This is a genomic window from Vibrio japonicus (genome assembly GCF_024582835.1).
GTDB classification, from domain to species: domain Bacteria; phylum Pseudomonadota; class Gammaproteobacteria; order Enterobacterales; family Vibrionaceae; genus Vibrio; species Vibrio japonicus.
This window is the reverse complement of sequence record NZ_CP102096.1, coordinates 2,662,056-2,688,164: the sequence shown is the minus strand read 5'-3', so window position 1 is coordinate 2,688,164 and position 26,109 is coordinate 2,662,056. Positions and strand designations below refer to the sequence as shown.

Sequence of the window (26,109 nt, the reverse complement as noted above, 5' to 3'; positions counted from 1 at the left end):
GCAATGCGTTTGTCTTTATTGAATTGGCAGATAAATGGTAAAAATGGTTCTGCCGGGCCAGCTTTCTACATCAATTTTTCCTTGATGCTGGTCGATAAGATTTTGAGCGATAGAAAGCCCTAGCCCAGTGCCTCCTTCTCTGCCGCTGACCATGGGGTAGAAAAGGGTGTCTTGCAGATCTGCCGAAATACCGGGGCCGTTGTCGATGATTTCTATTCGAGCAGCGAGCTTACAGCGTTGACCATGGATATTGGCTTGATGCACTGTTCTGGTGCGAATGGTGATTTTTCCATTCTCTTGATTTTGTAGGATCTGACCTGCGTTACTGACAATGTTCAGTAGTGCTTGTTCTATCTGATCTGCGTCCATCAAAAACTCAGGTAGGCTTGGGTCATAGTCTCTTTCAAGGATAACGGGCTGAGAGACTTCGAGCTCAACGAGCTGACGCACTTTTTCCAAAATGAGGTGAAGGTTTTCATTCTGTTTTTTCCCCGGCTTTTGTGGACCTAGTAATCGGTCTACCAATGAGCGCAACCTATCAGCTTGCTCGATGATAATTTGCGTATATTCGGCTAAATCAGGATCGGGCAATGTACGTTCTAATAGCTGGGCTGCGCCTCTAAGGCCTCCGAGTGGATTTTTTATCTCATGGGCTAAGCCACGAACCAGTAATTTTGCAGCTTGCTGCTGGGCATGCTGGTTGAGCTCTTGAGATAAGCGTCGTTGTTGATCGATCTTTCGCATCTCGACTAACAGCATCAGTTCTTTGTTCCAAGAAATGGGGCTGACGGTGACTTCGAGCATCATCGGTTTGCCATCGACCACAAAAGTCACGTCACTATCCGTGATACTTTGGCCGCTCTGTAGTGGCTGGGAAAGTAAGGCTAGGTCTAGAGAAGCGTGCTGAATCAAATTTGAGAGAGGTTGATCGACTATACGTTTGGCGCTTTGCGAAAATAGTTGCTCGGCTGCGGGATTGGCATAACGAACTTGCAGCGATTCATTCATGACCAGAATCGCTGTGACCTGATGATTTAAGATAATATTTTCGAGTTCGTTACTCACGACTCCTCTCCCTTCCTTGACCTTAAATTGTGCAATGCACCATTTTGGTGCTTACTCAATTTCAAGTATGGCGCAATCTGTGTGGTAGCAGAAGGAAAAGTCGCGTAATCACGGTTTATTTATTGGTGATATGGCCTATTTCACTGTTGCACGCTGAAGATGCACCGTTATAGAACTAGAAGATGCAATAACCTTGCCGTCCTTATAAGCCTGAATGATAAAGGTATGAGTGCCTCTATCGATGTTTCTTAATTCCCATAATGCTGTGTGAGTTGGCGCACCATACTTTTTTCCATCCATGACTAGCTGAAGTTGCTCACCTATATTTAATTTCCGGTTGAGATCGCCATGAATCGTTATCATTCCTGCATTGCTGCGTAGGGCTTGATCATGCCTAGGGGATAGAATGGACAGCTCAAGAGGTTTTGTGCTGTCAGACGCTTTCTTGACGTCAGGTTTAGGCGGATCTACTTCTTCTGGTTTGTCAAATTGCGGAGGTGGTGCAGGACGTTCATGATCAGGCAATTGGATCTCTTTTACGTTCTCGCTGTTAGGGACGTCGCTAAAGTGAACAACCCCGTTTTGATCGGTCCAAGTATAAACGGTTTGTGCCAGGCTCATTGGAGCTAGAAAGAAAAATAAAAGGGCGGGAATTGAGTACCATTGCATGTTGTTCGCCTCATTATTGAGAGTGTGCTCATAGTAACGTTATGAATTAAGGCGACAAACACGAAAAAGGCTCGCCTGCGAGGCGAGCCTGATAATTATGTAACACGGTTAAACTCTGTACACTAAGTGTTATTACACTGAGTAGTAAAGTTCAAACTCTAGTGGGTGAACAGCTACGTTTACTTTCTCAACTTCTTGAGTCTTAAGCTTGATGTAAGAGTCGATGAAGTCATCTGAGAATACGCCACCCGCAGTTAGGAACTCGCGATCTTCGTCTAGGCACTGTAGCGCCTGTTGTAGTGATTCAGCAACTGTTGGGATTTCTGCTGCTTCTTCTGCTGGAAGGTCGTAAAGGTCCTTGTCCATTGCTTCGCCTGGGTGGATCTTGTTCTTGATACCGTCAAGGCCAGCCATCAGCAATGCTGCAAACGCTAGGTATGGGTTTGCTGCTGGGTCTGGGAAGCGAACTTCTACACGACGTGCTTTCGGGCTTGGTACCACAGGGATACGGATAGAAGCAGAACGGTTACGCGCTGAGTAAGCTAGCATAACTGGCGCTTCGTAGTGTGGAACAAGACGCTTGTATGAGTTCGTTGATGGGTTAGTCAGTGCGTTCAGTGCACGTGCGTGCTTGATGATACCACCGATGTAGTACAGTGCCATTTCAGATAGGCCGCCGTACTTGTCACCCGCGAATAGGTTAACGCCATCTTTTGCTAGAGATTGGTGAACGTGCATACCGCTACCGTTATCGCCTACAAGTGGTTTAGGCATGAAAGTCGCCGTTTTACCAAATGCGTGAGCAACATTGTGTACTACGTACTTGTAGATTTGGATTTCGTCCGCTTTAGTCGTTAGCGTATTGAAGCGAGTTGCGATTTCGTTTTGACCTGCAGTCGCTACTTCGTGGTGGTGTGCTTCAACAACCAGACCCATTTCTTCCATGATCAGACACATTGCAGAGCGGATGTCTTGAGAAGAATCAACAGGAGCTACTGGGAAGTAACCGCCTTTAACGCCAGGACGGTGACCTTTGTTACCACCTTCGATTTCGCTGCCTGTGTTCCATGCTGCTTCTACGTCGTCAATCTTGAAGAAAGAACCAGACATGTCAGTTGCGAACTTCACGTCGTCAAATAGGAAGAACTCTGGCTCAGGACCAACAAGTACAGTATCGGCAACACCAGTAGAACGCATGTAATCTTCAGCACGTTTTGCGATAGAGCGTGGGTCACGGTCGTAGCCTTGCATAGTTGCTGGCTCTAGGATGTCACAACGAATGTTTAGTGTTGCATCTTCAGTGAATGGGTCAAGAACAGCAGAGGCAGCGTCTGGCATCATGACCATATCTGACTCGTTAATACCTTTCCAGCCAGCAACTGAAGAACCATCGAACATCTTACCTTCTTCGAAGAAGTCTGCGTCGATTTGATGAGCAGGGATAGAAATGTGTTGCTCTTTACCTTTGGTATCAGTAAAGCGTAGGTCAACAAACTTAACTTCGTTTTCTTGGATCAGCGATAGAACGTTTTCTACTGACATGTTGGATAACCTCCAGTGTTATTAAAGCGGTGATGGCTTGATACTTAAACTAAATCTTAAGGACCAGCATTGGTTAATTTCTTTTCAAATGTATTAACCGATGCTGATTTTTATAAAGCCAAAACCATGCCAAAAATATTATTCCATTAATTTCAATAAATTAGTGGTTTGGGCGTAAAGTTGGTGCAGAATGTTGCACCAAAATGATCTTGTCTTGCACCTTTCTGGTGCACTATCGATGCGGTGCACCAATATAATACAAAACCGCCTTCCATTGAGCCCAGTTTTATATCAATTGTCAATTGAGTTGTCGGCTGACTCGCAGCGTTCTGGGTTTAGATTTCACTTTGTTTATTGAAAATCAACTGAACAGATCACATATTTCTGGGTTTTTCGCTAAAATCTGGTACATTATGGCCGTTTTTTTAATCAACAAAGCTCGCTCATAATATGAGCGAGCTTCTTATATCGAGTGAATCAAATCCATGGCTACTCCACAGATTGATAAATTAAGAAATATCGCGATCATCGCGCACGTTGACCACGGTAAAACAACACTGGTTGATAAACTACTACAACAATCAGGTACTCTAGAGTCTCGCGGCGAAGCTGAAGAGCGTGTCATGGACTCTAACGATATCGAAAAAGAGCGTGGTATCACCATTCTTGCTAAGAACACAGCAATCAACTGGAATGATTACCGCATCAACATCGTAGATACTCCGGGACACGCGGACTTCGGTGGTGAAGTAGAACGTATCATGTCGATGGTAGATTGTGTGTGTCTGATTGTTGATGCAGTTGATGGTCCAATGCCACAAACGCGTTTCGTAACGCAAAAAGCGTTCGCTCACGGTCTGAAGCCAATTGTGGTTATCAACAAGATTGACCGTCCAGGCGCTCGTCCTGATTGGGTTATGGACCAAGTGTTCGACCTATTCGACAACCTAGGTGCAACTGACGAACAGCTAGACTTTAAAGTGGTTTACGCATCAGCACTAAACGGCTGGGCTGCACTAGAAGAAGGCGAAACAGGCACAGACATGGAGCCGCTATTCCAAACCATCGTTGAAGAAGTAGCAGCACCAGAAGTTGACCTAGATGGTCCACTGCAAATGCAAGTTTCTCAGCTAGATTACAGCTCATACGTGGGTGTTATCGGTGTTGCTCGTGTAACTCGTGGTAGCGTAAAACCAAACCAGCAAGTCACTATTATCGGTGCGGATGGCAAAACTCGTAACGGCAAAGTGGGCACAGTAATGGGTTACCTAGGCCTAGAGCGTCATGATGTAGAGCAAGCGAACGCTGGCGACATCATTGCGATCACCGGTCTTGGTGAGCTAAAAATCTCTGACACCATCTGTGCTCAAGGTAATGTTGAAGCGCTACCAGCACTGTCTGTTGATGAACCAACAGTAACGATGACGTTCCAGGTGAACACCTCTCCATTCGCAGGTAAAGAAGGTAAGTTCGTGACTTCACGTAACATCCTTGAGCGTCTAGAGAAGGAACTGGTACACAACGTTGCACTACGCGTTGAGCAAACAGACGATCCAGATAAATTCCGCGTATCAGGCCGTGGTGAACTTCACCTATCTATCCTGATCGAAAACATGCGTCGTGAAGGCTTTGAGCTAGCAGTATCTCGTCCAGAAGTAATCATCAAAGAAGAAGATGGTCAGCTAATGGAACCGTTTGAAACGGTAACTATCGACGTGATGGAAGAGCACCAAGGCGGCATCATGGAGAACATTGGTCTGCGTAAAGGTGAGCTAAAAGACATGGCTCCAGACGGTAAAGGCCGTGTACGTATGGACTTCGTTATGCCATCTCGTGGTCTTATCGGTTTCCAAACTGAATTTATGACGCTAACGTCAGGTTCTGGTCTTCTTTACCATACATTTGACCACTACGGTCCGCACAAAGGCGGCGTAATCGGTCAGCGTAACAACGGCGTACTGATCTCTAACGGTGCAGGTAAAGCTCTGACTAACGCGTTGTTCAACCTGCAAGAGCGTGGTCGCTTATTCATCGGTCACGGTGTTGAAGTGTACGAAGGCATGGTTATCGGTATTCACAGCCGCGACAACGACCTAACCGTTAACCCGCTTAAAGGTAAGCAGCTAACCAACGTTCGTGCATCAGGTACTGATGACGCGCAGGTTCTGACTCCGCCGATCATTATGACTCTTGAGCAAGCGCTAGAATTCATCGATGATGATGAACTAGTAGAAGTAACGCCAGAGAGCATCCGCATTCGTAAGAAGTACCTATCTGAGAACGACCGTAAACGCGCGTCTCGCTCAGCGAAGTAATTCTCTGCGATAGCGGAATAGAATAATCAAAGCCCCGGGTTTCGCTCGGGGCTTTTTGTTTTTATAAGGGAAAAATATGCAGCCGATCATTATTACTGGCGGGCCGGGCGCGGGCAAAAGCACGCTACTGAATGCATTGGGTGAATGCGGGTTCGCCACTTATGCCGAAGGCTCACGCACCTTGATTGAGCAGCAAAGCCAATTGCCTGATGGCGTACTGCCGTGGACAAATCTGCCGGAGTTCGCTCGTTTGTGCCTGAATTTGATGCGTGAGCAAAAAGCTAACGCAACGACTCACCCTATGGCGTTCATGGATCGAGCGATCCCTGACATCATCGCTTATCTGCGAGTTGGCGGGTGTGACGTGGAGGAAGACTTTCTGCGTGAGAGCGCTGGGTACTACAGTAAGGTGTTAACTTGTCGACCTAGACGCTCCATTTACGTGCAAGATGCTGTGCGCCCACATAGCTTTGAAGAAGCGTTGGAGATTCACCGAATCCTAGTAAAAACCTATGCGGAGCTTGGATATCAAGTATTGGAAGTTCCATGGGGAACAGTGGAAGAGAGAGTGGCTTTTGTGCAGCAAGTAACCGGTTTAGTCACTGACTTAGAAGATCGTGCCTAGCGGCAATCTAGGCACGTATTGGCGGATTATTTTTGATTGAGCTTTTGCAGAAATTTGTCAGATTCAGCAATAGCGGCATTCATTTGCTTAATAGCATATTGAATGTCTTGCTCTAGGCTGGTGAACTCACCTTGTAGCGAACCAATCGCGCTGGCATTTAGGTTGTGCTTCAAGTAAAGCGTATTGTCGCGCAAAGTGTTGAGTACTGGCGTCATCTTTTGCTCTGCACGTTTCATGGCTCTCAACATGGTATTGTAAGAGGACTTTGTCTCGCGGAGTTTTTGCTCACTTGAACGGCGTAAATTGCTGTTGGTATATAGCTCTAGCTCATTCTCCCACTCTTCAAACAGCGCCTCCGAGACATCTTCAATCGCCGCGATACGCTCACGAACTTTTTTTGCGGCTTTTTCGCTATCCTGATATTTGTCATTAATCTGGTTATAGACACTTTCTAGCTCTCCACCATCAAAATTGGTCAGTGAAGAAATAGCTTCAAGGGCGCTAGTGAACTCTTGTTGTGCATCCTGCTGTGATTCTTTTGCTTCTTCTACACGGTCTACCATGATATCGCGTTTGTGATATCCAACTTGTTCCATAGCAGAATAATACGCTGACTGACACCCTGTTAGAGTAAAAATAGATAATACAAAGACCAGTAAATACGGCATAGTTGACCCTTTTTCGTTTAGTATGGTGCTAGGATGAATGACTCAATAGGGAGTTACAAGTTGAAAGTTGAGCAAATAGCGAAAGATTGCCTGCATTTTGGTCAGTATCTATTGTCGCGGATGGGGCACGATCGGATAAATGTTAACGCTGGGTATTTAGCTTATATAACGTTGCTCTCAATTGTACCTATGGTGACGGTATTACTCTCCATACTTTCATCATTTGAAGTGTTTGAAAGTGCTGGTGAAGTTATTCAGGACTTTGCGATACAAAACTTTGTTCCGGCCTCTGGCGATGCAGTAAAAGGTGCGTTATTGGAGTTTGTCGCGAATACAGGAAAAATGACCGCAGTAGGTAGTGGTTTTTTGTTTATCGCTGCACTCATGCTGATCTCTAACATTGATAAAAATCTTAATTACATTTGGCGTGTAGAGAAAAAGCGCCGTGCCGTTTTTTCGTTTTCTATGTACTGGATGGTGCTAACGTTAGGACCGATTTTGGTAGGGGCAAGTATAGCCGCGACGTCTTACGTGACCTCGTTGAAAATTCTTGAAAGCGAGACGGTGTCTAGTGCGTTCAACCTGTTCTTAAGCTGGTTACCATTCTTATTGTCATTCTTTGCATTTGTTGGGCTGTATTTATTAGTCCCAAATAAGAAAGTGCATATCTCGCATTCTATTGTCGGGGCGCTGATAGCGGCTATGCTCTTTGAGGCAAGCAAGCAAGGTTTCGCTGCGTACATTACTCATTTTCCTTCTTACCAACTTATCTATGGGGCATTGGCTGCCATTCCTATTTTGTTCGTTTGGGTTTATTTGTGTTGGTTGATTGTTCTTGTCGGTGCGGAAGTTACGGCAGCTCTGGGGGAAAGAGAGCACTGGAGTGAAGTCGAAGAGATGATAAAATGTTCAGAAAATCCAACCCAATCAAATAAAGGAAGTCAAAGTGATAGCACTGATCCAGAGAGTGAGTGAGGCAGCCGTACGCGTAAATGGAGAAGTGGTAGGAGAGATCGACAAAGGTCTACTTGTCCTACTTGGTGTAGAAAAGGACGATGATGAAGCGAAAGCGAAGCGCTTGGTTGAGCGCGTAACGAGCTATCGTGTCTTTGAAGACGAAGACGGTAAAATGAACCTTAATGTTCAGCAAGTAGGCGGAAAGGTGTTGGTCGTCTCTCAATTTACTTTGCCAGCAGACACGAAAAAAGGGACACGTGCAGGTTTTTCTCGTGGGGCTCATCCAGCCGATGCTGAACGTCTATACGACCATTTTTCTGATTTGTGTGAAAATGTATTGCCAACAGCGAGAGGCCAATTTGCTGCCGATATGAAAGTATCGCTGGTCAATGATGGTCCTGTGACTTTCTGGCTACAAGTATAAATACCACTGTGGAGCGTTTGGAAGCTCTGAATTATCCCGCTACTTCTGAAGCCGAACATTGCCAAGAAGCAGCAATTGAAAAGGACTTTTATGTTTAAGCTGATAACTCCAAAAACGGATAACCAACTTAACAAGTATTATCATTTTCGTTGGCAGATGCTGCGAGAGCCATGGCGTATGCCTTTAGGCTCGGAACGTGATGAATATGATCCCATGAGCTTTCATCGAATGATTGTTGATGGGCGTGGTCGTCCTATGGCGATTGGCCGCTTATACATTACACCTGATAGTGAGGGCCAAATTCGCTATATGGCGGTTAAGGGTTCTCGTCGAAGTAAAGGCATGGGCTCACTGTTGTTGGTGGCTTTGGAGTCATTAGCTTTGCAAGAAGGGGCTAAGCGATTGGTGTGTAACGCTCGTGAAGATGCGATTTCATTCTACGAAAAGAATGGTTTTGAGCGTCGTGGTGAGCTGACCGATGAACGTGGGCCAGTTCGACACCTTCAAATGGTGAAGCCACTTGACCCTATGTCGAATGTTCTACGTAAACCGGAGTGGTGCTCAGAGTTACAGGAGCGTTGGGAAAGTCAAATTCCAATCAGTGATAAGATGGGCATCAAGATCAACCAATACACGGGTTACCAATTTGAGTGCAGTGCGCAGCTGAACCCGAATCTCAATCCACATAACACCATGTTTGCAGGGTCTGCGTTTACTTTAGCGACGTTGACTGGATGGGGCATGACTTGGTTATTGATGAAAGAGAGAAACCTACAGGGTGATATTGTGTTGGTAGATAGCCGAATTCGATACCGCCATCCGGTGACGCAAAGCCCGGTCGCATCGACATCACTTGATGGCATCAGTGGTGATTTAGATAGATTGGCAGCAGGCCGAAAAGCGCGCATTGTTATTCATGTCACCATTTATAGCGGTGATGAGCCTGCAGTCGAATTTGTGGGTACTTACATGCTGATCCCTGATTATCAATCCGTCATCCAAGAAACGATACCGTCTGAGGCTTGAGTGGTTTCCTATTGAGAGGATTGCTATTGAGTTGGCGAAACCACCGTTTCCTCGGTACACATGTTTTTTATCACATTAGTAAGCTCAAAAATTCCAGACCACAATTGTTGGCACTCTTGATTGATGTTGAGAATCAGAGTGCCAAACTTGGGTTTGGTTAAATCTAAGCGCCCGCTGAGTTGCGCGTTTTCATTTTTAGAATGAAAAACAAGTCGTCCTCTGTCGGCGCCGATTTGGATTTCCTCAAGTGGCCAAGTCTGCTTGAACTGTATTTCACCATCTGCACTGCGCGCATCCACGATCCCACCATGAATTTGCCCGACAATTTTTCCACTTACACTGTGTGCGAACATGGAGTAGTCTCCTGATAGGCCTGAAAGTTCAGCCTCAATCTCAGCGAAACCGGTTAGTGAAAAAGGCAGCTTTTCTTGAACCCAAGATTGCTCCAATGGAATACCATCGCCATACAGTGAAAATTGCCAAGGCGCACTCAATGAGAGCCTGTCCCACTGACCCGTTGCTTCGACATAGCCATTTTCGAGCGGTAGGAAGGCTCGTGTGAGGGCAATTTTGTTGTTGTCTGACTTGGCGTTTATCAGAGCTTGTGTGGTTAGCCAGTTATCCCAACTTGCACTGTTTGCACTGAGCTCGATCTCACCTTGGAAGAAGCCCCATTCTCCATCACGCATGAGCGACAGTTGTACTCCAGTTGCGTTAAACCCAGACGCCTGCCAGTAAGGTTTTCGTTCCACCTGAATAAGTTGGCTGTTATTTACTTCCAGTGTCTGAATGGAAAAATTTTGTAGTGATGTTGAGGCAGCTTGTAAGGAGTCGAACAGCTCTGAGGTATTTTCCAGCCATTTAATGCCTGATAACTTTAGGCTGTTTAACTTAATTTGATTTGGAGAAACAAGCCCATCAATTTGGACTCGTCCCTGTTTAAAATCGGCATCAAAATCTTCAAACTCAATGCCTTCTGGAGTAATGCGTAGCTTAGAGGTGGGCGCAATAAGCTGGAACGCTGAATGTGTTGCACTTTCCGCATCAAATGAGAGAGATCCCTCTTCTTGTTGCCATATTGATTTATCGAGCGATAGATTTTCCAACGAGGCATCAAGTTGTTCAAACCGCCAGCCAGAGTAATTAAAGCTGCTTCCTAAAATATCCAGACTGTTGATATGAGCTATCGGCAGGTTGAGAGACTCAAGTGTGGAAAGAAGTCGCTCTGAAGGTATTTGAGGCGGTAGCCTTAAGTGATTGATGGTGACATTAACCAACGACCATCCGTTTTGGTATTGTTCTGCTTGTCCGGAAATATTGGCACCGCGCCAGTCAAAAGAAACACCATAAAGCGTGCTGTTCTGGGGCTTATATTTGGCATCAATGAGAATCGTGTCAAACGCTTCACCATGAGAATAAAGCTGTTGTGCTGAGAGTTGTAACTCTCCGTAGGGTAAGAGTTGTTCAGGCTTTTCCCAGACAGGCTCTTTGATTTGCACACTGAGCTCTCGTATTGACCAAGGTCCAGCTGAAATATCAACATGTTTAAGTGAAATCGAGTTTAGGTGCACAGAGCGAGCAAGCTGAGTGTCTAGCTTCCGCACATCAATATTAGCTCCCTCGATGAGTAGGGAATCAAAAGCCAACTTGCCATCGCTAAAAACATAAGGACTTAGCCAGATTGTGATTTTAGAAATCGGGAATGTTTGGCTCTCAGATGTTATCTCAACATCCTCAAGATCTAGTTGATAAGGGGGAGAGTACAGGGCTTTTCGCGCTACTACTGAATAAGGCGTGAGATGCTGAAACGCAAAGTTAATGATGTTTGCAGAGTAGCGAGTTTGAAGTAGGGCATACAGAGAAATGGCGAACAGGCTCAGCAAACAAATGAGGAATATTGTGCTCAGTAGCAAGATTCTCTTCAAAATTACGACCTTCCCTTACACCCATTCACTATCCTAATCACGGCTAGACATGCCTCAATGAAGCCTTTTTCAACGAAATGAAAAAGAGGCGTCCAGTACGGAACAATGACTAGCTTGAAACATTTTGGAGTTCGAGGCAACAAAAAGCCCCTAGAAATAGGGGCTTAGAATTTTATTTGAAGACAAGGTCACTAATCTAGCTGTGGGCCAGCTGCAATAAGTGATTTACCTTCTTCATTATCGGTGTACTTCTCGAAGTTGTTGATGAAAAGCCCAGCTAGATCTTTAGCTTTGCTTTCCCACTGTAGTGGATCAACATACGTGTCACGTGGGTCAAGGATGGTTGGGTCAACATCGTGCAGCGCAGTTGGTACTTCCAAGTTAAAGATTGGAATGTGCTTAGTTTCTGCATGCTCGATAGAGCCATCTAGGATCGCATCAATAATGCCACGAGTATCCTGAATCGAGATACGTTTGCCACTGCCGTTCCAACCTGTGTTCACTAGGTATGCTTCTGCACCTGCTGCTTCCATACGCTTAACGAGAACTTCCGCGTACTTCGTTGGGTGTAGAGTTAGGAATGCTGCGCCGAAACATGCAGAGAATGTTGGTGTTGGCTCAGTGATGCCACGCTCAGTACCAGCTAGTTTTGCTGTAAAACCAGATAGGAAGTGATACTTAGTTTGCTCTGGTGTTAATTTTGAAACCGGAGGTAGCACACCAAATGCGTCAGCGGATAGGAAGATAACTTTCTTCGCATGGCCGCCTTTCGATACAGGCTTCACGATGTTTTCGATGTGTTCAATTGGGTAAGAAACGCGAGTGTTTTCTGTTTTCGAACCGTCATCAAAGTCGATAGTGCCATCTGAAAGAACCGTTACGTTTTCTAGAAGGGCATCACGGCGGATAGCGTTGTAGATATCCGGTTCCGCTTCTTTCGATAGTTTGATGGTTTTCGCGTAACAACCGCCCTCGAAGTTAAATACGCCGTCATCGTCCCAACCGTGTTCATCATCACCAATCAGTTCACGTTTTGGATCAGTAGAAAGGGTTGTTTTACCCGTACCAGACAAGCCGAAGAAAATGGCTACGTCGCCTTCTTTACCCATGTTTGCGCTACAGTGCATTGATGCGATGCCTTGTAGAGGAAGGAAGTAGTTCATCATAGCAAACATACCTTTCTTCATCTCACCACCGTACCACGTACCACCGATAAGCTGTGTGCGCTCGGTTAGGTTAAATACAGTAAAGTTTTCTGAGTTCAGGCCTTGTTCTTGCCAGTTTTTGTTCGTGCATTTCGCGCCGTTCATGACTACAAAGTCTGGCTCGAACGTTTCTAGCTCTTCTTCTGAAGGGCGGATAAACATGTTTTTCACGAAGTGTGCTTGCCAAGCGACTTCTGTAATTACACGAATGCTTAGGCGAGTATCTGGGTTGGCACCACAGTATCCATCAACAACGAATACACGTTTACCAGAAAGCTGGTTTGTTACCTGTTCTTTTAGGTCATTCCAGATTTCTTGTGAGATTGGTTTATTGTCATTTTTTACTGCGTCAGATGTCCACCACATGTGTTCTTCAGTGGTTGCATCCTTAACGATGTATTTATCTTTTGGTGAGCGGCCAGTAAAAATACCAGTGTCAACGGCAACAGCGCCGAGTTCAGTGACAACACCTTTTTCATAGCCTTCTAAGTCAGCACGAGTCTCTTCTTCAAATAACAGCTCATAACTAGGGTTGCGAACAACCTCTTTTACGTTATGCAGTCCGTGCTTAGTCAGGTCAATTGTTGCAGCCTTTGTATGTTCCATAACGGTCATCGGTGCTCCTTGTCGGAATAATTTGTAGGGATTTTGTAAGAATTTTTTAATTTTTATACGCTCACCATGCTAGCAATGGGCCTAAGTAAAAACAGGGATATAGCTCAAAAAATATCCTTGTTTAGACTGGGGTTTTAAGCGACGCATCACATATTGGCAGGGATAGTTTATCGCGCACGCAAAGCTTTGCGCTAGACCAAAATCGTTAATATTCGACTAAAATTAACCAGTTGCTTAATTACAGGAAAGCTAGGAATGACGGGGTGTTGATCACAAAAAGGCCAGCATTGGCTGGCCTTTTGAAGGGTAAATTACGTGCTTGGTAAAAAATATAAATTAATGCAGCGTTTTATTACCTGTTATTGACTGTTCAAACAGTTCAGACACCTCTGCTTCGTCGAACGTGTAGCTCGTGCCGCAGTAATCACAATGTAAAGAAATGGTGCCAATCTCTGTCAGAATGTCATTAACTTCTGCTCTATCGATAGTAATGATTGCTGCTCCACTGCGCTCTCGAGAACAGCCACAGTGGAACTCAACAGGTTGAGGTTCAAAGATGCGCACTTTCTCTTGGTTGTATAAGCGGTAAAGCAGTTCATTGGCACCCAAAGAAAACAGTTCTTCGTCTTTCACTGTATTGGTTAGCTGCTCAAGGTGCTCAAAATCTTCTGGAGCGCCAGTGCCATCAGGCATAACCTGAATTAACATGCCAGCAGCGTGTGCGATACCTTCATGTTCACCAGTGCGAATCCAAAGGCGTGTTTTAAGCTGCTCTGAATTAGCAAAATAACCTTCAATAATGTCAGTGAGATTGTCGCCTTCTAGGCCAACAATACCCTGATAGCGCTCACCTTGTTTTGGATCGATAGTGATTACAAGATGGCCTTTGCCCATCATGTCATGGATAGTTGCATCGTCAGCAATTTCGCCTTCCCAGCGGGCGACACCACGAACCTTTTGGTTGTTATCACCGTTAATGACAACCAGTGATACAGGGCCATCACCTTGTAGTTGCAGCGTGATAGAGCCTTCGAACTTTAGTGTTGCTGTAAGAAGTGTCGTTGAAACTAATAGCTCACCGAGTAGCTTTTGAAGTGCCGCAGGGTATTCCTTGCTAGTAATAATACGTTGGTATACTTCATCCAATTGCACCAACTCGCCACGTACTGAGAGGTCTTCAAAAAGGTAGCGGTTTAATACGTTGTTTGCCATGGAGTTAATTCCTCGTACGTATGGTACTTATTGATGTTTAAATTTGATGATGTCGCGGCGCTGTTTTTTGTCAGGGCGACGATCAGGGCTAGGGCTATGCGCATGAAGTTTGCGTTGTGCGGCGTTTTCTTCGCGCTTTGCAATGCTCTCAGCCGTTTCTTCATACAGAGTCTGAGCTTCAGGAGCGCCTCGTCGTTGATCTGAAATCTTTTCAATAACAACGGTTTTCTCTTCGTGACCTTGGCGAAGAGTAATGACTGCACCAAGCTCAACTGCCTTACTAGGCTTGCTGCGTTGGCCATTATAGTGGACTTTGCCGCCATCGACCATGTTTCGCGCAATAGAGCGCGTTTTGTAAAAGCGTGCCGCCCAAAGCCATTTATCGAGCCTGACTGCTTCTGTTTGGGAACCCATTGTTGGAACGGACCTCTAACGATAATAAATTATTTGGTGATATCAGCTGTAACAATGGTGATGTGATGTGCATTTTTCAAGCGGGATTATCAAAATTAGCATTTGGACCTTTGGGTATAGGGAGTTAAGTGTTTAGCTTGTTAGGGATTTTGGTACAATAGTTGGCTACACTTTTATTAATGGGCACCATCAGATTTGGGCGCAAACGAGAAGGACACTCAGTGAAGCATCAAAGCGCAAGCGCACTGTACAGATTGAGCGAATCTATCCAAGATGTACAGATTCAGCAGCGCCTAAGTAAGATTGTAGTGATTGTTTTATTAGTAGTCAGTGCTTGGATCTTAGGTCGATTGATCTGGCAACCTTTCACATCTGAATCCATTACTCAGTGGCAACCTAAACCCTCCAACAATCGGTCAAGCAATGTAGGTTCTTCAGTCAATCTGACTGAGCTGCAAAACGGTCAGCTTTTTGGTCAATACCAAGAGCAGCGTAAAGTTGTTGAAAAGCCCAAAGTTCAAGATGCTCCCAAAAGTCAGCTTAATGTTGTATTGGTGGGAGTCGTCACAAGCACAAATCCAGATAAGAATCTGGCTGTTATCGCCAATCGTGGTAAGCAGGTGACTTATGGGATCGGTGAAGTTATCGAAGGCACCAGAGCTAAGCTATATCAAGTGCAACAGGATCGCGTAATAGTGGATAACTCAGGCCGCAATGAAACCGTGATGCTTGAAGGGCTGAAATACGAAAGATCAGAGCCTCGTCAAGTGGCTGAGCCCCCTCCGGTTTCACAGGATAAGCTAGAGCAGATCCGAGATGAGATTCGTCAAGATACAAAACAAGTGTTCCAGTATGTGCGCATGTCGATGGTAAAAAATGGTAATGACATCGTCGGCTATCGTTTGTCTCCAGGTAAGGATCCTGCCTTATTTAAAGCAGTAGGATTGGAATCTGGTGATATTGCCACTCAAATTAATGGATTGGATTTAAAAGATTCAGCAGTTATGGGAGAGATATTCAAAAATTTATCTGAGCTGACTGAATTAACTCTAACGGTCGAGCGCGATGGCCAGCCGTACGAGATATATATTGAATTATAGGTAGCGGCTTTTGGCCACTATCGCCACGAGGAGTAAAACGTGAATCATTGGCTTAAGAAAAGCGCGTGGCTTTTAGCAGGAAGCTTATTAACTTCGCCAAGTATAATGGCGGCTAATGAATACAGTGCCAGTTTCAAAGGTACGGATATTCAAGAGTTTATCAACATTGTTGGTCGCAACTTAGAAAAGACCATCATCGTTGATCCGTCTGTTCGCGGTAAAGTGGATGTACGTAGTTACGACATGCTAACCGAAGAACAATACTACAGTTTCTTCTTAAATGTGCTCGAAGTGTACGGATACGCCGTCATTGAAATGGAAAACGGCGTGATTAAGGTCGTTAAATCCAAAGATGCCAAAACCTCCGCTATCCCTGTTGTGGGTGATGGAAAAGTTCAAGGTGATGAGGTTGTCACTCGCGTTGTCGCTGTACGCAATGTGTCTGTGCGCGAACTCTCCCCGCTGCTTCGCCAGCTAAATGACAACGCTGGTGCGGGTAACGTAGTCCATTATGATCCAGCCAACATCATTCTTATTACAGGCCGAGCTGCCGTTGTAAACCGTTTAGCTGACATTATTAAACGCGTGGATCAGGCGGGTGATAAATCGATAGAAGTGGTTGAACTTGATAACGCGTCTGCCGCTGAAATGGTGAGAATTGTAGAAGCGTTAAGTAAGACTGATGTGAAGAATACTCCTGGATTCTTACAGCCTAAGCTGGTGGCTGATGAGCGCACCAACTCAATCCTGATTTCTGGCGATCCTCAAGTACGTCAGCGCCTTCGTAAACTGATCAAGCAACTTGATGTTGAAATGGCGTCAAAAGGTAACAATCGCGTGGTTTATCTAAAATACGCGAATGCTGAAGAACTTGTTGATGTGTTAAAAGGCGTATCAGATAACCTGCAGGCGGAAAAGTCGTCTGGTGGTCAAACGAATGGCTCTACCAAGCGTGGTGAGGTGATGATCGCAGCGCACCCAGATACCAATGCACTGGTTTTAACTGCACCGCCAGATATTATGATCGCTCTGCAAGACGTGATTGCCCAGCTGGATATTCGTCGCGCTCAGGTGCTGATTGAAGCGTTGATCGTAGAAATGGCTGAAGGCGATGGGATCAATCTAGGTGTGCAATGGGGCTCTTTAGACACGGGTGCCGTTATCCAATATGGCAATACAGGCGCGCCGATCGGCCAAGTCATGGTAGGTCTGGAAGAGGCTAAGGATACTGAAACAACAAAAGCTGTATATGATTCTGATGGCAATTTCTTGCGCAACGAAACGACCAGTGAGAAAGGCGATTATTCTACTCTTGCTTCGGCCCTTGCAGGTGTTAACGGCGCCGCAGTGAGCTTGGTGATGGGCGACTGGACGGCACTGCTGAGCGCGGTCGCGACAGACTCTAACTCCAACATTCTCTCCTCCCCAAGTATTACTGTCATGGACAACGGTGAAGCGTCATTCATTGTGGGTGAAGAAGTGCCTGTCATTACTGGTTCCACTGCGGGTTCAAACAACGATAACCCGTTCCAGACGGTCGATCGTAAAGAAGTTGGTATTAAGCTTAAAGTTGTCCCTCAAATTAACGAAGGTAACTCGGTTCAGTTAAATATTGAGCAGGAAGTCTCCAATGTGTTGGGTGCAAATGGCGCGGTCGATGTTCGATTTGCCAAACGCCAGCTGAACACGTCAGTGATGGTGGAAGACGGTCAAATGATTGTTCTAGGCGGCTTGATTGATGAACGCGCACTAGAGAGCGAATCGAAGGTACCATTATTGGGCGACATTCCAGTCCTCGGTCATCTATTCAAATCAACCAGCACGCAAGTGGAAAAGAAAAACCTGATGGTGTTCATCAAGCCAACGATTATTCGTGATGGCGTGACAGCCGATGGCATTACTCAGCGCAAATACAACTTTATTCGTGCAGAACAGCTCTACAAAGCTGATCAAGGTCTGAAGCTGATGAGTGACAGCCATATCCCAGTGTTGCCTAAGTATGGTGAAGAGATTCGTCATCCAGCGGAAATTCAAGCCTTCTTAGACCAAATAGGTACGCAGTAATGTCTATGGATGCCGCAGTATTGTTTCGTCGATTGCCGTTTGGGTTTGCTAACCGCTTTAATTTGGTTCTAGAGCCCAAAGAAAATGGTGTTGTGCTCTATTATGTAGAACCACTTTCGGTGAGCGCATTACTCGAAGTTCAGAGAACGATTGGGACTGATTTTTCACTGGTAGAAATTAATAAAGAAGAGTTTGAGCAGAAGCTAACCATCGCTTATCAGCGTGACTCATCAGAAGCTCGGCAGCTGATGGAAGATCTTGGTGCAGACAGTGATGATTTCTTCTCTCTAGCGGAAGATTTACCTCAAAGTGAAGATTTACTGGAATCGGAAGACGACGCACCTATCATCAAGCTAATCAACGCTATGCTAGGTGAAGCAATCAAAGAAGGGGCATCCGATATTCATATCGAAACCTTTGAAAAGAAACTGATGATTCGCTTCCGTGTTGATGGGGTGCTTAGGGATGTCCTCTCACCTAGCCGTAAGCTGGCTCCATTACTTGTATCGCGCGTTAAAGTTATGGCGAGGCTCGATATTGCCGAGAAGCGTGTTCCACAAGATGGCCGAATATCGCTGCGTATTGGCGGTCGCGCAGTGGATGTGCGTGTTTCGACGATGCCATCTTCTCACGGCGAACGTGTAGTAATGCGTCTTCTGGATAAAAACGCGACGCGCCTAGATCTTCATAGTTTGGGTATGACGAAGGTAAATCACGATAACTTCCAAACCATGATTGGTCGTCCGCATGGCATCATTTTGGTGACAGGTCCAACAGGGTCGGGTAAGTCCACGACGCTTTATGCTGGTTTACAAGAATTAAACAGCAATGAGCGCAACATACTAACGGTAGAGGACCCGATTGAATTTGATATCGATGGTATCGGTCAAACGCAGGTTAACCCTAAAGTTGATATGACCTTTGCTCGTGGGTTACGTGCCATTTTGCGTCAAGACCCAGACGTCGTCATGGTGGGTGAGATCCGAGATCTTGAAACGGCTCAAATTGCTGTTCAGGCTTCTTTGACCGGGCATTTAGTGATGTCGACCCTCCATACCAATACCGCGATAGGTGCTATTACACGACTGCGCGACATGGGAATTGAGCCATTTCTTATCTCATCCTCTCTGCTTGGTGTGTTAGCACAGCGACTAGTTCGGACGCTGTGCAGTGACTGTAAAGAACCTTATGACGCAGACAAGGAAACCAAAAAGCTGTTTGGTGCTGAAGTTAATGAACCTTTAACGCTTTATCGTGCCAAAGGGTGTGAGAAGTGTAGCCATAAAGGTTATCGAGGCCGTACAGGTATTCATGAACTCCTTATTGTTGATGAAACTGTTCAGGAACTTATTCATAGCGAAGCAGGTGAGCAAGCCATTGAAAAGGCTATTCGTCAACGAACCCCAAGTATTCGTGATGATGGCTTGTCCAAAGTCCTTAACGGCGTGACCTCTTTGGAAGAGGTTTTGCGAGTCACTAAGGAAAGCTAATGGCCGCGTTTGAATACAAAGCGTTAAATGGCAAGGGGAAAACCCAGAAAGGAGTCATTGAAGGCGATAATGCTCGACAAGTGCGGGCGCGTTTAAAAGAGCAAGGGTTAGTGCCTGTTGAGGTAAATGAGACGCGCCAGAAGAGCAAACAGCAAGGCTCTCAGCCGAGTATGGCTTTTAAACGTGGTATCAGTACCCCCGACCTTGCGCTGATCACGAGACAGCTTGCTACGTTAGTTCAATCAGGTATGCCATTGGAAGAGTGCTTAAAGGCCGTTTCTGAGCAGTCTGAAAAGCCACGTATTCGCACCATGTTGTTGGCAGTGCGTTCAAAAGTGGTGGAAGGTTACACGTTGGCAGATAGCTTAGCTGATTACTCACATATCTTTGATGAGCTATTTCGCTCGATGGTGTCAGCTGGCGAAAAGTCCGGGCACTTGGACTCTGTGCTTGAGCGTCTGGCAGACTACGCTGAGAATCGGCAAAAGTTACGCTCCAAACTGCAGCAAGCGATGATATACCCTGTGGTGTTGGTCGTATTTGCTGTGGGTATCGTGGCATTTTTGCTGGCTGCAGTCGTGCCGAAGATTGTTGGTCAGTTTGTACAAATGGGGCAAGAATTACCACAGTCGACACAGTTTCTACTCTCATCGAGTGAATTCCTCCAGAATTGGGGAGTGCAGCTGTTAGTGGCACTGATTGCTCTGATTTACGGAATAAAGTTATTACTACGCTCGCCAGATGTACGCCTAAAATGGGACCGAAAAGTGGTATCGCTGCCTTTGATTGGCAAGATTTCCCGTGGATTGAATACTTCCCGATTTGCACGCACGCTATCGATCTGTACGTCCAGTGCGATTCCTATCTTAGATGGCATGAAAGTCGCTGTGGATGTGATGTCTAATCAATATGTCAAACAGCAGGTTATGGCCGCTAGAGAAAACGTTCGTGAAGGTGCCAGCCTTCGAAAGGCGCTGGATCAGACCAAGCTATTTCCTCCAATGATGTTACATATGATCGCGAGTGGCGAGCAGAGTGGTGAGTTAGAAGGAATGCTAACCCGTGCAGCAGATAACCAAGACTCTAGTTTCGAATCGACGGTGAACATCGCACTGGGTATTTTTACCCCGGTGCTGATCGCACTGATGGCAGGCTTGGTCCTGTTTATTGTGATGGCGACACTAATGCCAATTTTAGAAATGAATAATTTAATGAGTGGATAAGGCAGTTAGCTTAATATCCACTCTAAGTTTTTGATTTGGAGAACATAATGAAAACTATAACGAAAAAACAGTCAGGCTTTACCCTATTAGAAGTCATGGTTGTTATCGTCATTTTGGGTATTCTCGCAAGTTTTGTTGTACCTAACCTTCTGGGCAACAAAGAGAAAGCGGATCAACAAAAGGCAATCACAGATATTGTTGCGCTTGAGAACGCACTAGACATGTATAAGTTAGACAACAGCGTATACCCAACCACTGATCAAGGTTTGGATGCACTGGTGACAAAACCGTCTAGCCCAGAACCACGCAATTACCGTGAAGGCGGCTACATCAAGCGTTTACCTAACGATCCATGGGGCAATGAATACCAATATTTAAGCCCAGGTGATAAAGGCGCGACAGATATCTTTACGCTAGGTGCAGATGGTCAGGAAGGCGGCGAGGGCGCTAATACTGATATCGGCAACTGGAATATCCAAGATTTCCAATAACCCGATCTAATGGTGTGGGGCGGAGTGATCTGCCCCAGATAAGCGATGCGTATTCAAAAGGGATTCACCCTAATCGAGATCCTGCTGGTACTTGTGCTGCTTTCAGTGGCATCGGTAGCGGTCATCTCGACTCTGCCGCAAAAAAGCTCGGATGAAGCAAAGCAGCAAGCGCTGGCGCTTTATCATCGTTTGCAGCTTCTTAACGAAGAGGCAATTCTAAGTGGCAAGGATTATGGTGTTCATTTTGATGAAAAGGACGCCTCTTATCAGCTGCTGACATTAGATGTAGAAGGCTGGGAAAAGTTGAACGACAGCGAACTTCCTGAAGAGGTGGATCTACCCGATGGTATAGCAATGGTGTTACAGCTAGGTGGAACTGCGTGGAAAGATGAAGACCGATTGTTTAACCCCTCTAGCCTCTTTGATGAAGAGATGTTTGCTGATGTAGAGGAAGAAGAGAAAGTACCTGCCCCTCAGGTGTTTATTATGTCGAGCGGTGAAGTCACCCCATTCTCTATTGCCATTTACCCGCAGAACCTCAGTGCTGAGCAAGATGCGTGGCATGTAGTGGCAAAAGAAAATGGACAGATCATCATTCTGGCCCCAGGAGAGAGTGATGAAGAAGCGTAAGTCAGGATTTACCCTACTTGAAGTTTTGGTTGCGCTTGCGATCTTTGCGACAGCAGCAATCGCGGTTATTCGTTCTGTTAGTCAGCACATCAATACCTTGAGCTATCTAGAGGAAAAAACGTTTGCTTCGATGGTGGCGGATAACCAAATGGCAAAAGTCATTTTATCGGAGAGCAAACCTACGAAATCAAACGGTAAAGAAGAGCTTGCAGGTATTGAGTGGTATTGGACGATAGAGCCAGTTGCTACGGCAGGAAACCTATTGCAAGCCTTTGACGTTAAAGTCGCGGCGAAAGAAAACGGCTCGCCGATTGTCACGGTACGAAGTTATGTTACGAACTAAACGTGTTCAGTGTGGCTTTACCTTAATCGAGGTGCTGGTGGCGATTGCGATATTTGCCAGCTTGAGTGTCGGTGCGTACCAAGTACTTAACCAAGTTCAGCGCAGTAACGAGCTTTCTCTGGAGCGAAATGAACGCTTAAAAACACTACAACGAGCGTTGGTGTTTTTGAATAACGACTTTCGGCAAATGGCATTGCGGAAAACTCGAACGAATGGAGAGGATCCCTCACCCAAGCTGATTCAATGGCAAGATTACTTGCTTGATTCGGATGCGAAAGGCGTGATGTTTGCTCGTTTGGGATGGCACAACCCAGAGCAACAATTTCCCCGTGGTGAAGTGACAAAAGTAGGATACCGCCTCAGAGACAACCAGCTAGAGCGAGTTTGGTGGCGATACCCAGATACACCAGCGGGTCAACAGGCACTCGTCATGCCTCTGATAGATAAGGTCGAGTCATTTAATTTGAGCTTTTACGACGGTAAAGAGTGGCAGTCTAATTGGGAAAAAAATAATGCCTTACCTCAGGCCATAACCGTTGAACTTGAGCTGAAAGATTACGGAAAAATTGAGCGTATTTACTTGATTGCTGGTAGTTCAATCAGCTTGTCTGGAGCAGACGATGAAACCAGTTAATCCGCAGCGAGGTGTGGCACTTATCGTTGTTTTGTTACTACTGGCAGTGATGGTAAGCATTGCCGCCACGATGGCTGAGCGTCTATTTGGGCAATTTAAGCGCGCTACTAATCAGCTCAATTATCAGCAGGCTTACTGGTATAGCATTGGCGCAGAAGCGTTAGCCAAAACTGGTATTGAGCAAAGTTACAAAGACTCTGACACGATTAATCTGTCTCAGCCTTGGGCTATAGAAAAGCAAACGTATCCTCTCGATTTTGGTACGTTGACTGGGCATATCGTCGATAAACAGGCGTGTTTCAACTTAAATGCGTTCACTGCTGTCACGCAGGAAGCGGGTTCTGATCGTGTGCCATTCTTGGTGCAAGCGTTTCAGTTCATGATGGAAGAGCTAGAGATAGACAATTATCAGGCGGAAGAAGTGTCTCAATCATTATGGGATTACGTTGACTCAAATAATGTGCAGAGCTCTGTGTCGGGTGTTGAAGACAGCTATTACGAATCAATGTCACCCTCGTATGTCGCTGCCAATTCCATGTTGGCCGATAGCTCCGAGCTTCGTGCTGTCAATCAAGCATCAGGTGAAGTCATGCAAAAGTTGGCTCCGTACATCTGTGTCATACCGACCAATGAGCTGAAGCTGAATGTCAATACTATTCACCCAGAGCAGGCTGAGCTACTGAGCGCAATCTTTCAGCCAAATTTCAGTACACAGCAAATGAGAGACATTTTAGAGAGTCGTCCTTACGAAGGGTGGGGAAGTGTCGACGATTTTCTCAAGGAAGGTGAGTTAGCGAACATCAAGCAAGAAGTGCTAGCCCCAATCAAAGGATATTTGACGGTAGATAGTGCGTATTTTGAGTTAGATGCAGAGATACTTGTTGGGAACTCAAGAGTTCGCGCACGTAGCCTAATATTTAGTAATAATCGTGAAACTGCAACGGTGGTCAGCCGTCGCTTTGGAGGTATCGGTGAACGAGTATCTGATCGTTCGACTGAGCAATAATACAGGGTCGACCATACAATGGCTGGTTTGGTCTGAGCAGCAAAAGGAAGTCATTGCTTGTGGAGAACTGGCTGACTGGGATGCGCTTGCTGAACTGGCTGCCTATGCTGAAAATCGCCGAACCATCGTGCTACTTTCTGCTGCGAGTCTTGTTTTAACTGAGGTAGATATTCCTGCAGGGGCAAGCCGTCAATTTGAAGGCATGCTACCGTTTTTGTTGGAAGATGAGCTCGCTCAGGATGTTGAACAGCTCCATTTTTCAGTGTTGAGCAAGAGCGCAGGAAAAGCTCAGATCTGTGCAGTTGAAACCGAATGGCTTGAGCAGGCGTTATTGAGCCTAAGGGATATTGGCTGTCAGGTGCAGTCTGTATTACCTGACGTACTAGCACTACCTGATCTGGAAGGGATTGCTGCGCTAGAGATCGATAACCAATGGCTCTTGAAGAAAACGCCTTATAGCGGTATCTCAATCAATAATGAGTGGTTGTCCTTCATGGCTCAATCGGAGTGGGTAAAAGAGGGTGATGAGTTTTTACCTCTTACTTCTTTTACTGCACTGCCTGATATTGCATTGGATGAGAATCAACTGTGGGTAAATGGTGAGCCACAATTGGTGATTCAGCTGTTAGCAGAGCATGCGATTCGTAGCAAAGTGAACCTGCTTACCGGTACTTTTAAACCTAAGTCGTCGTTTTATCGCTATTGGAAAGTGTGGCAAAAAGTGGCGATTGCCGCTGTGTTTTTGATAGCGGTTGTGCTGGTTGACAGCGTACTGAAAATTCAAAAATACGAAGCAGAGGCCCAGGCTTATCGAATGGAAAGTGAACGCATTTTCCGTCAAGCATTACCGGGTAAAACGAAGATTCCGACAGTGAGCTATCTAAAACGCGAGATGGAACGCGAAGCAAATCGACTTTCTGGCAATGGTGGTGATGAATCACTTCTGCAATGGATGGGAGATATGCCAGCGCTGTTAAAACAGGTACCAACGCTCAATTTAACCAGTTTTAAGTTTGATGGTGCGAGAGGAGAAGTGCGACTTCAAGCTCAAAGCCAAGATTTTCAAACCTTTGAGAAAGCCCGTGAACTTTTGGCATCCAAATTCAGTGTCGAACAAGGACAACTTAGCCGCTCAGGTGAGCTGGTCAATGGCTCCTTTGTATTAAAGCCATTATGAGGAGGCCCATATGAGCGCATTACTTAATTCGGTACAAAACTGGTGGCGTCAGATCTCGGGGCGAGAGCAAAGACTGGTGATAGTCTGTACGATACTGTTGGTATTTGGCGGGCTATATTGGGGATTAGTTCAGCCCGTATTACAGAGAGCGGAAGCAGCACAGCAAAGCATTCAAAGCGAAAAACAGTTGCTTACTTGGGTTAAAGAGAAAGCAGATGAGATTACTTCTTTACGTGGTCAGTCAGGACAGGTGGTGTCAAGTACGCCATTGAATCAGGCTGTTTCTTCCTCAGCTCGTCGTTTTAACATTGAGCTGCTTCGAGTACAGCCACGTGACGAACAGCTTCAAGTGTGGATTTCACCTCTACCTTTTAATCGCTTTGCTGAATGGATGGCCTTTCTTCAAGATACTCAAGGTATCACGGTGACATTTTTAGATATTGATAAAGGTGATCAGAACGGCGTGGTTGAAATTAAGCGCTTACAGTTCACGAAGGGGTAAATGGGTGAAAAAATATTTTCTGCTTGGCATTGGTTTGTTGTTCATCTTTGTCGTGAGCGCAATTGTACATTTGCCAGCGCAGGTGCTTGTCGACAACGTGCCACTACCAAGGCAGTTAAAATTAGCGGGTATAGAAGGCACTGTTTGGCAAGGTAGTGCCTCTAATGTGAGCTGGCAGAATGAAAGCTTTGGTGAGATCCAGTGGACGTTGCTGCCCTCTAAGTTGTTATCAGGAAAAGCAGAAGCTCAGATCCGATTTGGTCAGGGCAGTGATATGCAGCTAACAGGACGTGGAGCCGTCGGTTACGGCTTGAATGGAACCTTGTATGCCGAAAATTTAATGGCTTCTCTGCCAGTGAGTCAGGTGATTAAAATGGCTCCGCCAATGCCGATACCATTGACGTTAACTGGGAATATAGAACTGACAGTGAAGCGCTTAGACTACGCTGCACCTTATTGTCGAGCAGGTGAAGGAACGGTTGTTTGGAACACAGACAAGATTGGAACACCGCTGGATGAATTAGTTGTTGGCCCTGTCGTGGCGGATGTGACTTGCAGTGATAGCGTGATCGCCTTAAATGGTGGGCAAAAAAGCGCGCAAGTAGAGAGCGAAGCGGAAGTGGTACTGCAGCCTGATCGTCGTTACCAAAGTAAAGCATGGTTCAAACCGGGTAGTGAATTTCCGAAGGCATTCAGTGATCAGTTAGCCTGGCTACCTGACCCTGATTCAGAAGGTCGATATCAGTTTACTTACAACGGTAGATTTTAATTTAAAAAGGGCGTAGTC

At 45.7% G+C, this 26,109-nt stretch carries 25 protein-coding genes; 17 read left to right on the top strand and 8 right to left on the bottom strand.

Going from position 1 to position 26,109, the window contains the following annotated elements:
- Positions 1-15 precede the first annotated feature (15 nt).
- From glnL to glnA, 3 genes are all read right to left on the bottom strand, one after another.
- Positions 16-1,065, bottom strand: a complete 1,050-nt coding sequence (gene glnL, locus NP165_RS12770) for a nitrogen regulation protein NR(II) (protein WP_257084288.1) — start codon at positions 1,063-1,065, stop codon at positions 16-18.
- Between the two features lie 135 nt (positions 1,066-1,200).
- Positions 1,201-1,734 (bottom strand): DUF4124 domain-containing protein, encoded by a 534-nt coding sequence (locus NP165_RS12765; RefSeq protein WP_257084287.1) that lies wholly within the window; start codon positions 1,732-1,734, stop codon positions 1,201-1,203.
- Between the two features lie 132 nt (positions 1,735-1,866).
- On the bottom strand, positions 1,867-3,276 hold the full coding sequence (gene glnA / locus NP165_RS12760; RefSeq protein WP_257084286.1) for a glutamate--ammonia ligase: 1,410 nt from the start codon (positions 3,274-3,276) through the stop codon (positions 1,867-1,869).
- 485 nt (positions 3,277-3,761) lie between these two features.
- On the opposite strand from glnA, the gene typA reads away from it, so the two are divergent.
- Together typA and NP165_RS12750 are read left to right on the top strand one after the other, a co-directional pair.
- Positions 3,762-5,591, top strand: coding sequence for a translational GTPase TypA (gene typA, locus NP165_RS12755; RefSeq protein ID WP_257084285.1), 1,830 nt, complete (start codon positions 3,762-3,764; stop codon positions 5,589-5,591).
- A 76-nt stretch (positions 5,592-5,667) separates the two neighbouring features.
- The gene (locus tag NP165_RS12750) at positions 5,668-6,216 is read left to right on the top strand and encodes an AAA family ATPase (protein ID WP_257084284.1); all 549 of its coding nucleotides are present in this window, start codon (positions 5,668-5,670) and stop codon (positions 6,214-6,216) included.
- A gap of 26 nt (positions 6,217-6,242) precedes the next feature.
- Here NP165_RS12750 and NP165_RS12745 read toward each other — a convergent pair whose 3' ends face one another.
- Positions 6,243-6,884, bottom strand: coding sequence for a DUF2959 domain-containing protein (locus tag NP165_RS12745; protein WP_257084283.1), 642 nt, complete (start codon positions 6,882-6,884; stop codon positions 6,243-6,245).
- A gap of 33 nt (positions 6,885-6,917) precedes the next feature.
- Between NP165_RS12745 and NP165_RS12740 the strand changes: the two genes are divergently transcribed.
- The 3 genes from NP165_RS12740 (at position 6,918) to NP165_RS12730 (ending at position 9,291) form a co-directional block, all read left to right on the top strand.
- The gene (locus NP165_RS12740; protein ID WP_257084282.1) at positions 6,918-7,859 is read left to right on the top strand and encodes a virulence factor BrkB family protein; all 942 of its coding nucleotides are present in this window, start codon (positions 6,918-6,920) and stop codon (positions 7,857-7,859) included.
- Positions 7,831-8,265, top strand: coding sequence for a D-aminoacyl-tRNA deacylase (gene dtd, locus NP165_RS12735; protein WP_257084281.1), 435 nt, complete (start codon positions 7,831-7,833; stop codon positions 8,263-8,265). Before NP165_RS12740 ends, dtd begins: the two co-directional genes overlap by 29 nt.
- Positions 8,266-8,355: 90 nt before the next feature.
- Positions 8,356-9,291 (top strand): bifunctional GNAT family N-acetyltransferase/hotdog fold thioesterase, encoded by a 936-nt coding sequence (locus tag NP165_RS12730; RefSeq protein WP_257084280.1) that lies wholly within the window; start codon positions 8,356-8,358, stop codon positions 9,289-9,291.
- Between the two features lie 23 nt (positions 9,292-9,314).
- Here NP165_RS12730 and NP165_RS12725 read toward each other — a convergent pair whose 3' ends face one another.
- The 4 genes from NP165_RS12725 to hslR form a co-directional block, all read right to left on the bottom strand.
- A complete protein-coding gene (locus tag NP165_RS12725) occupies positions 9,315-11,216 on the bottom strand; it encodes an AsmA family protein (RefSeq protein WP_257084279.1) in 1,902 nt (633 codons plus the stop codon).
- A gap of 191 nt (positions 11,217-11,407) precedes the next feature.
- A complete protein-coding gene (gene pckA, locus NP165_RS12720; protein ID WP_257084278.1) occupies positions 11,408-13,036 on the bottom strand; it encodes a phosphoenolpyruvate carboxykinase (ATP) in 1,629 nt (542 codons plus the stop codon).
- A 336-nt stretch (positions 13,037-13,372) separates the two neighbouring features.
- Complete coding sequence (gene hslO, locus NP165_RS12715; RefSeq protein WP_257084277.1) at positions 13,373-14,248, bottom strand: Hsp33 family molecular chaperone HslO; 876 nt, start codon at positions 14,246-14,248, stop codon at positions 13,373-13,375.
- Between the two features lie 27 nt (positions 14,249-14,275).
- A complete protein-coding gene (gene hslR / locus NP165_RS12710) occupies positions 14,276-14,662 on the bottom strand; it encodes a ribosome-associated heat shock protein Hsp15 (protein WP_257084276.1) in 387 nt (128 codons plus the stop codon).
- A gap of 221 nt (positions 14,663-14,883) precedes the next feature.
- Between hslR and gspC the strand changes: the two genes are divergently transcribed.
- The 12 genes from gspC to NP165_RS12650 are packed head-to-tail and all read left to right on the top strand — an operon-like array spanning position 14,884 to position 26,091.
- A complete protein-coding gene (gene gspC, locus NP165_RS12705; protein WP_257084275.1) occupies positions 14,884-15,762 on the top strand; it encodes a type II secretion system protein GspC in 879 nt (292 codons plus the stop codon).
- Between the two features lie 39 nt (positions 15,763-15,801).
- Entirely contained in the window at positions 15,802-17,826 is a 2,025-nt protein-coding gene (gspD, locus tag NP165_RS12700; protein ID WP_257084274.1) for a type II secretion system secretin GspD, read from the top strand.
- Between the two features lie 5 nt (positions 17,827-17,831).
- Positions 17,832-19,316, top strand: coding sequence for a type II secretion system ATPase GspE (gene gspE, locus NP165_RS12695; protein WP_371133717.1), 1,485 nt, complete (start codon positions 17,832-17,834; stop codon positions 19,314-19,316).
- Positions 19,316-20,539, top strand: a complete 1,224-nt coding sequence (gspF, locus tag NP165_RS12690; protein ID WP_257084272.1) for a type II secretion system inner membrane protein GspF — start codon at positions 19,316-19,318, stop codon at positions 20,537-20,539. The genes gspE and gspF overlap by 1 nt, the downstream gene beginning before the upstream one ends.
- A gap of 47 nt (positions 20,540-20,586) precedes the next feature.
- Positions 20,587-21,030 carry a type II secretion system major pseudopilin GspG gene (gspG, locus tag NP165_RS12685; protein WP_257084271.1) on the top strand — a complete coding sequence of 148 codons (444 nt, stop codon included), beginning with the start codon at positions 20,587-20,589 and terminating at the stop codon, positions 21,028-21,030.
- Positions 21,031-21,075: 45 nt separating this feature from the next.
- Positions 21,076-21,660: a type II secretion system minor pseudopilin GspH gene (gene gspH / locus NP165_RS12680; protein ID WP_257084270.1), complete on the top strand. Its 585-nt coding sequence runs from the start codon at positions 21,076-21,078 to the stop codon at positions 21,658-21,660.
- Positions 21,647-22,003: a type II secretion system minor pseudopilin GspI gene (gene gspI / locus NP165_RS12675; protein ID WP_257084268.1), complete on the top strand. Its 357-nt coding sequence runs from the start codon at positions 21,647-21,649 to the stop codon at positions 22,001-22,003. The genes gspH and gspI overlap by 14 nt, the downstream gene beginning before the upstream one ends.
- On the top strand, positions 21,990-22,637 hold the full coding sequence (gspJ, locus tag NP165_RS12670) for a type II secretion system minor pseudopilin GspJ (protein WP_257084267.1): 648 nt from the start codon (positions 21,990-21,992) through the stop codon (positions 22,635-22,637). The genes gspI and gspJ overlap by 14 nt, the downstream gene beginning before the upstream one ends.
- The gene (gene gspK, locus NP165_RS12665) at positions 22,624-23,643 is read left to right on the top strand and encodes a type II secretion system minor pseudopilin GspK (protein WP_257084266.1); all 1,020 of its coding nucleotides are present in this window, start codon (positions 22,624-22,626) and stop codon (positions 23,641-23,643) included. Before gspJ ends, gspK begins: the two co-directional genes overlap by 14 nt.
- Positions 23,609-24,820 carry a type II secretion system protein GspL gene (gspL, locus tag NP165_RS12660; protein WP_257084265.1) on the top strand — a complete coding sequence of 404 codons (1,212 nt, stop codon included), beginning with the start codon at positions 23,609-23,611 and terminating at the stop codon, positions 24,818-24,820. The genes gspK and gspL overlap by 35 nt, the downstream gene beginning before the upstream one ends.
- A 10-nt stretch (positions 24,821-24,830) precedes the next feature.
- Positions 24,831-25,322: a type II secretion system protein M gene (locus tag NP165_RS12655; RefSeq protein ID WP_257084264.1), complete on the top strand. Its 492-nt coding sequence runs from the start codon at positions 24,831-24,833 to the stop codon at positions 25,320-25,322.
- A 4-nt stretch (positions 25,323-25,326) separates the two neighbouring features.
- Entirely contained in the window at positions 25,327-26,091 is a 765-nt protein-coding gene (locus NP165_RS12650) for a type II secretion system protein N (protein ID WP_257084263.1), read from the top strand.
- Positions 26,092-26,109: the final 18 nt, after the last annotated feature.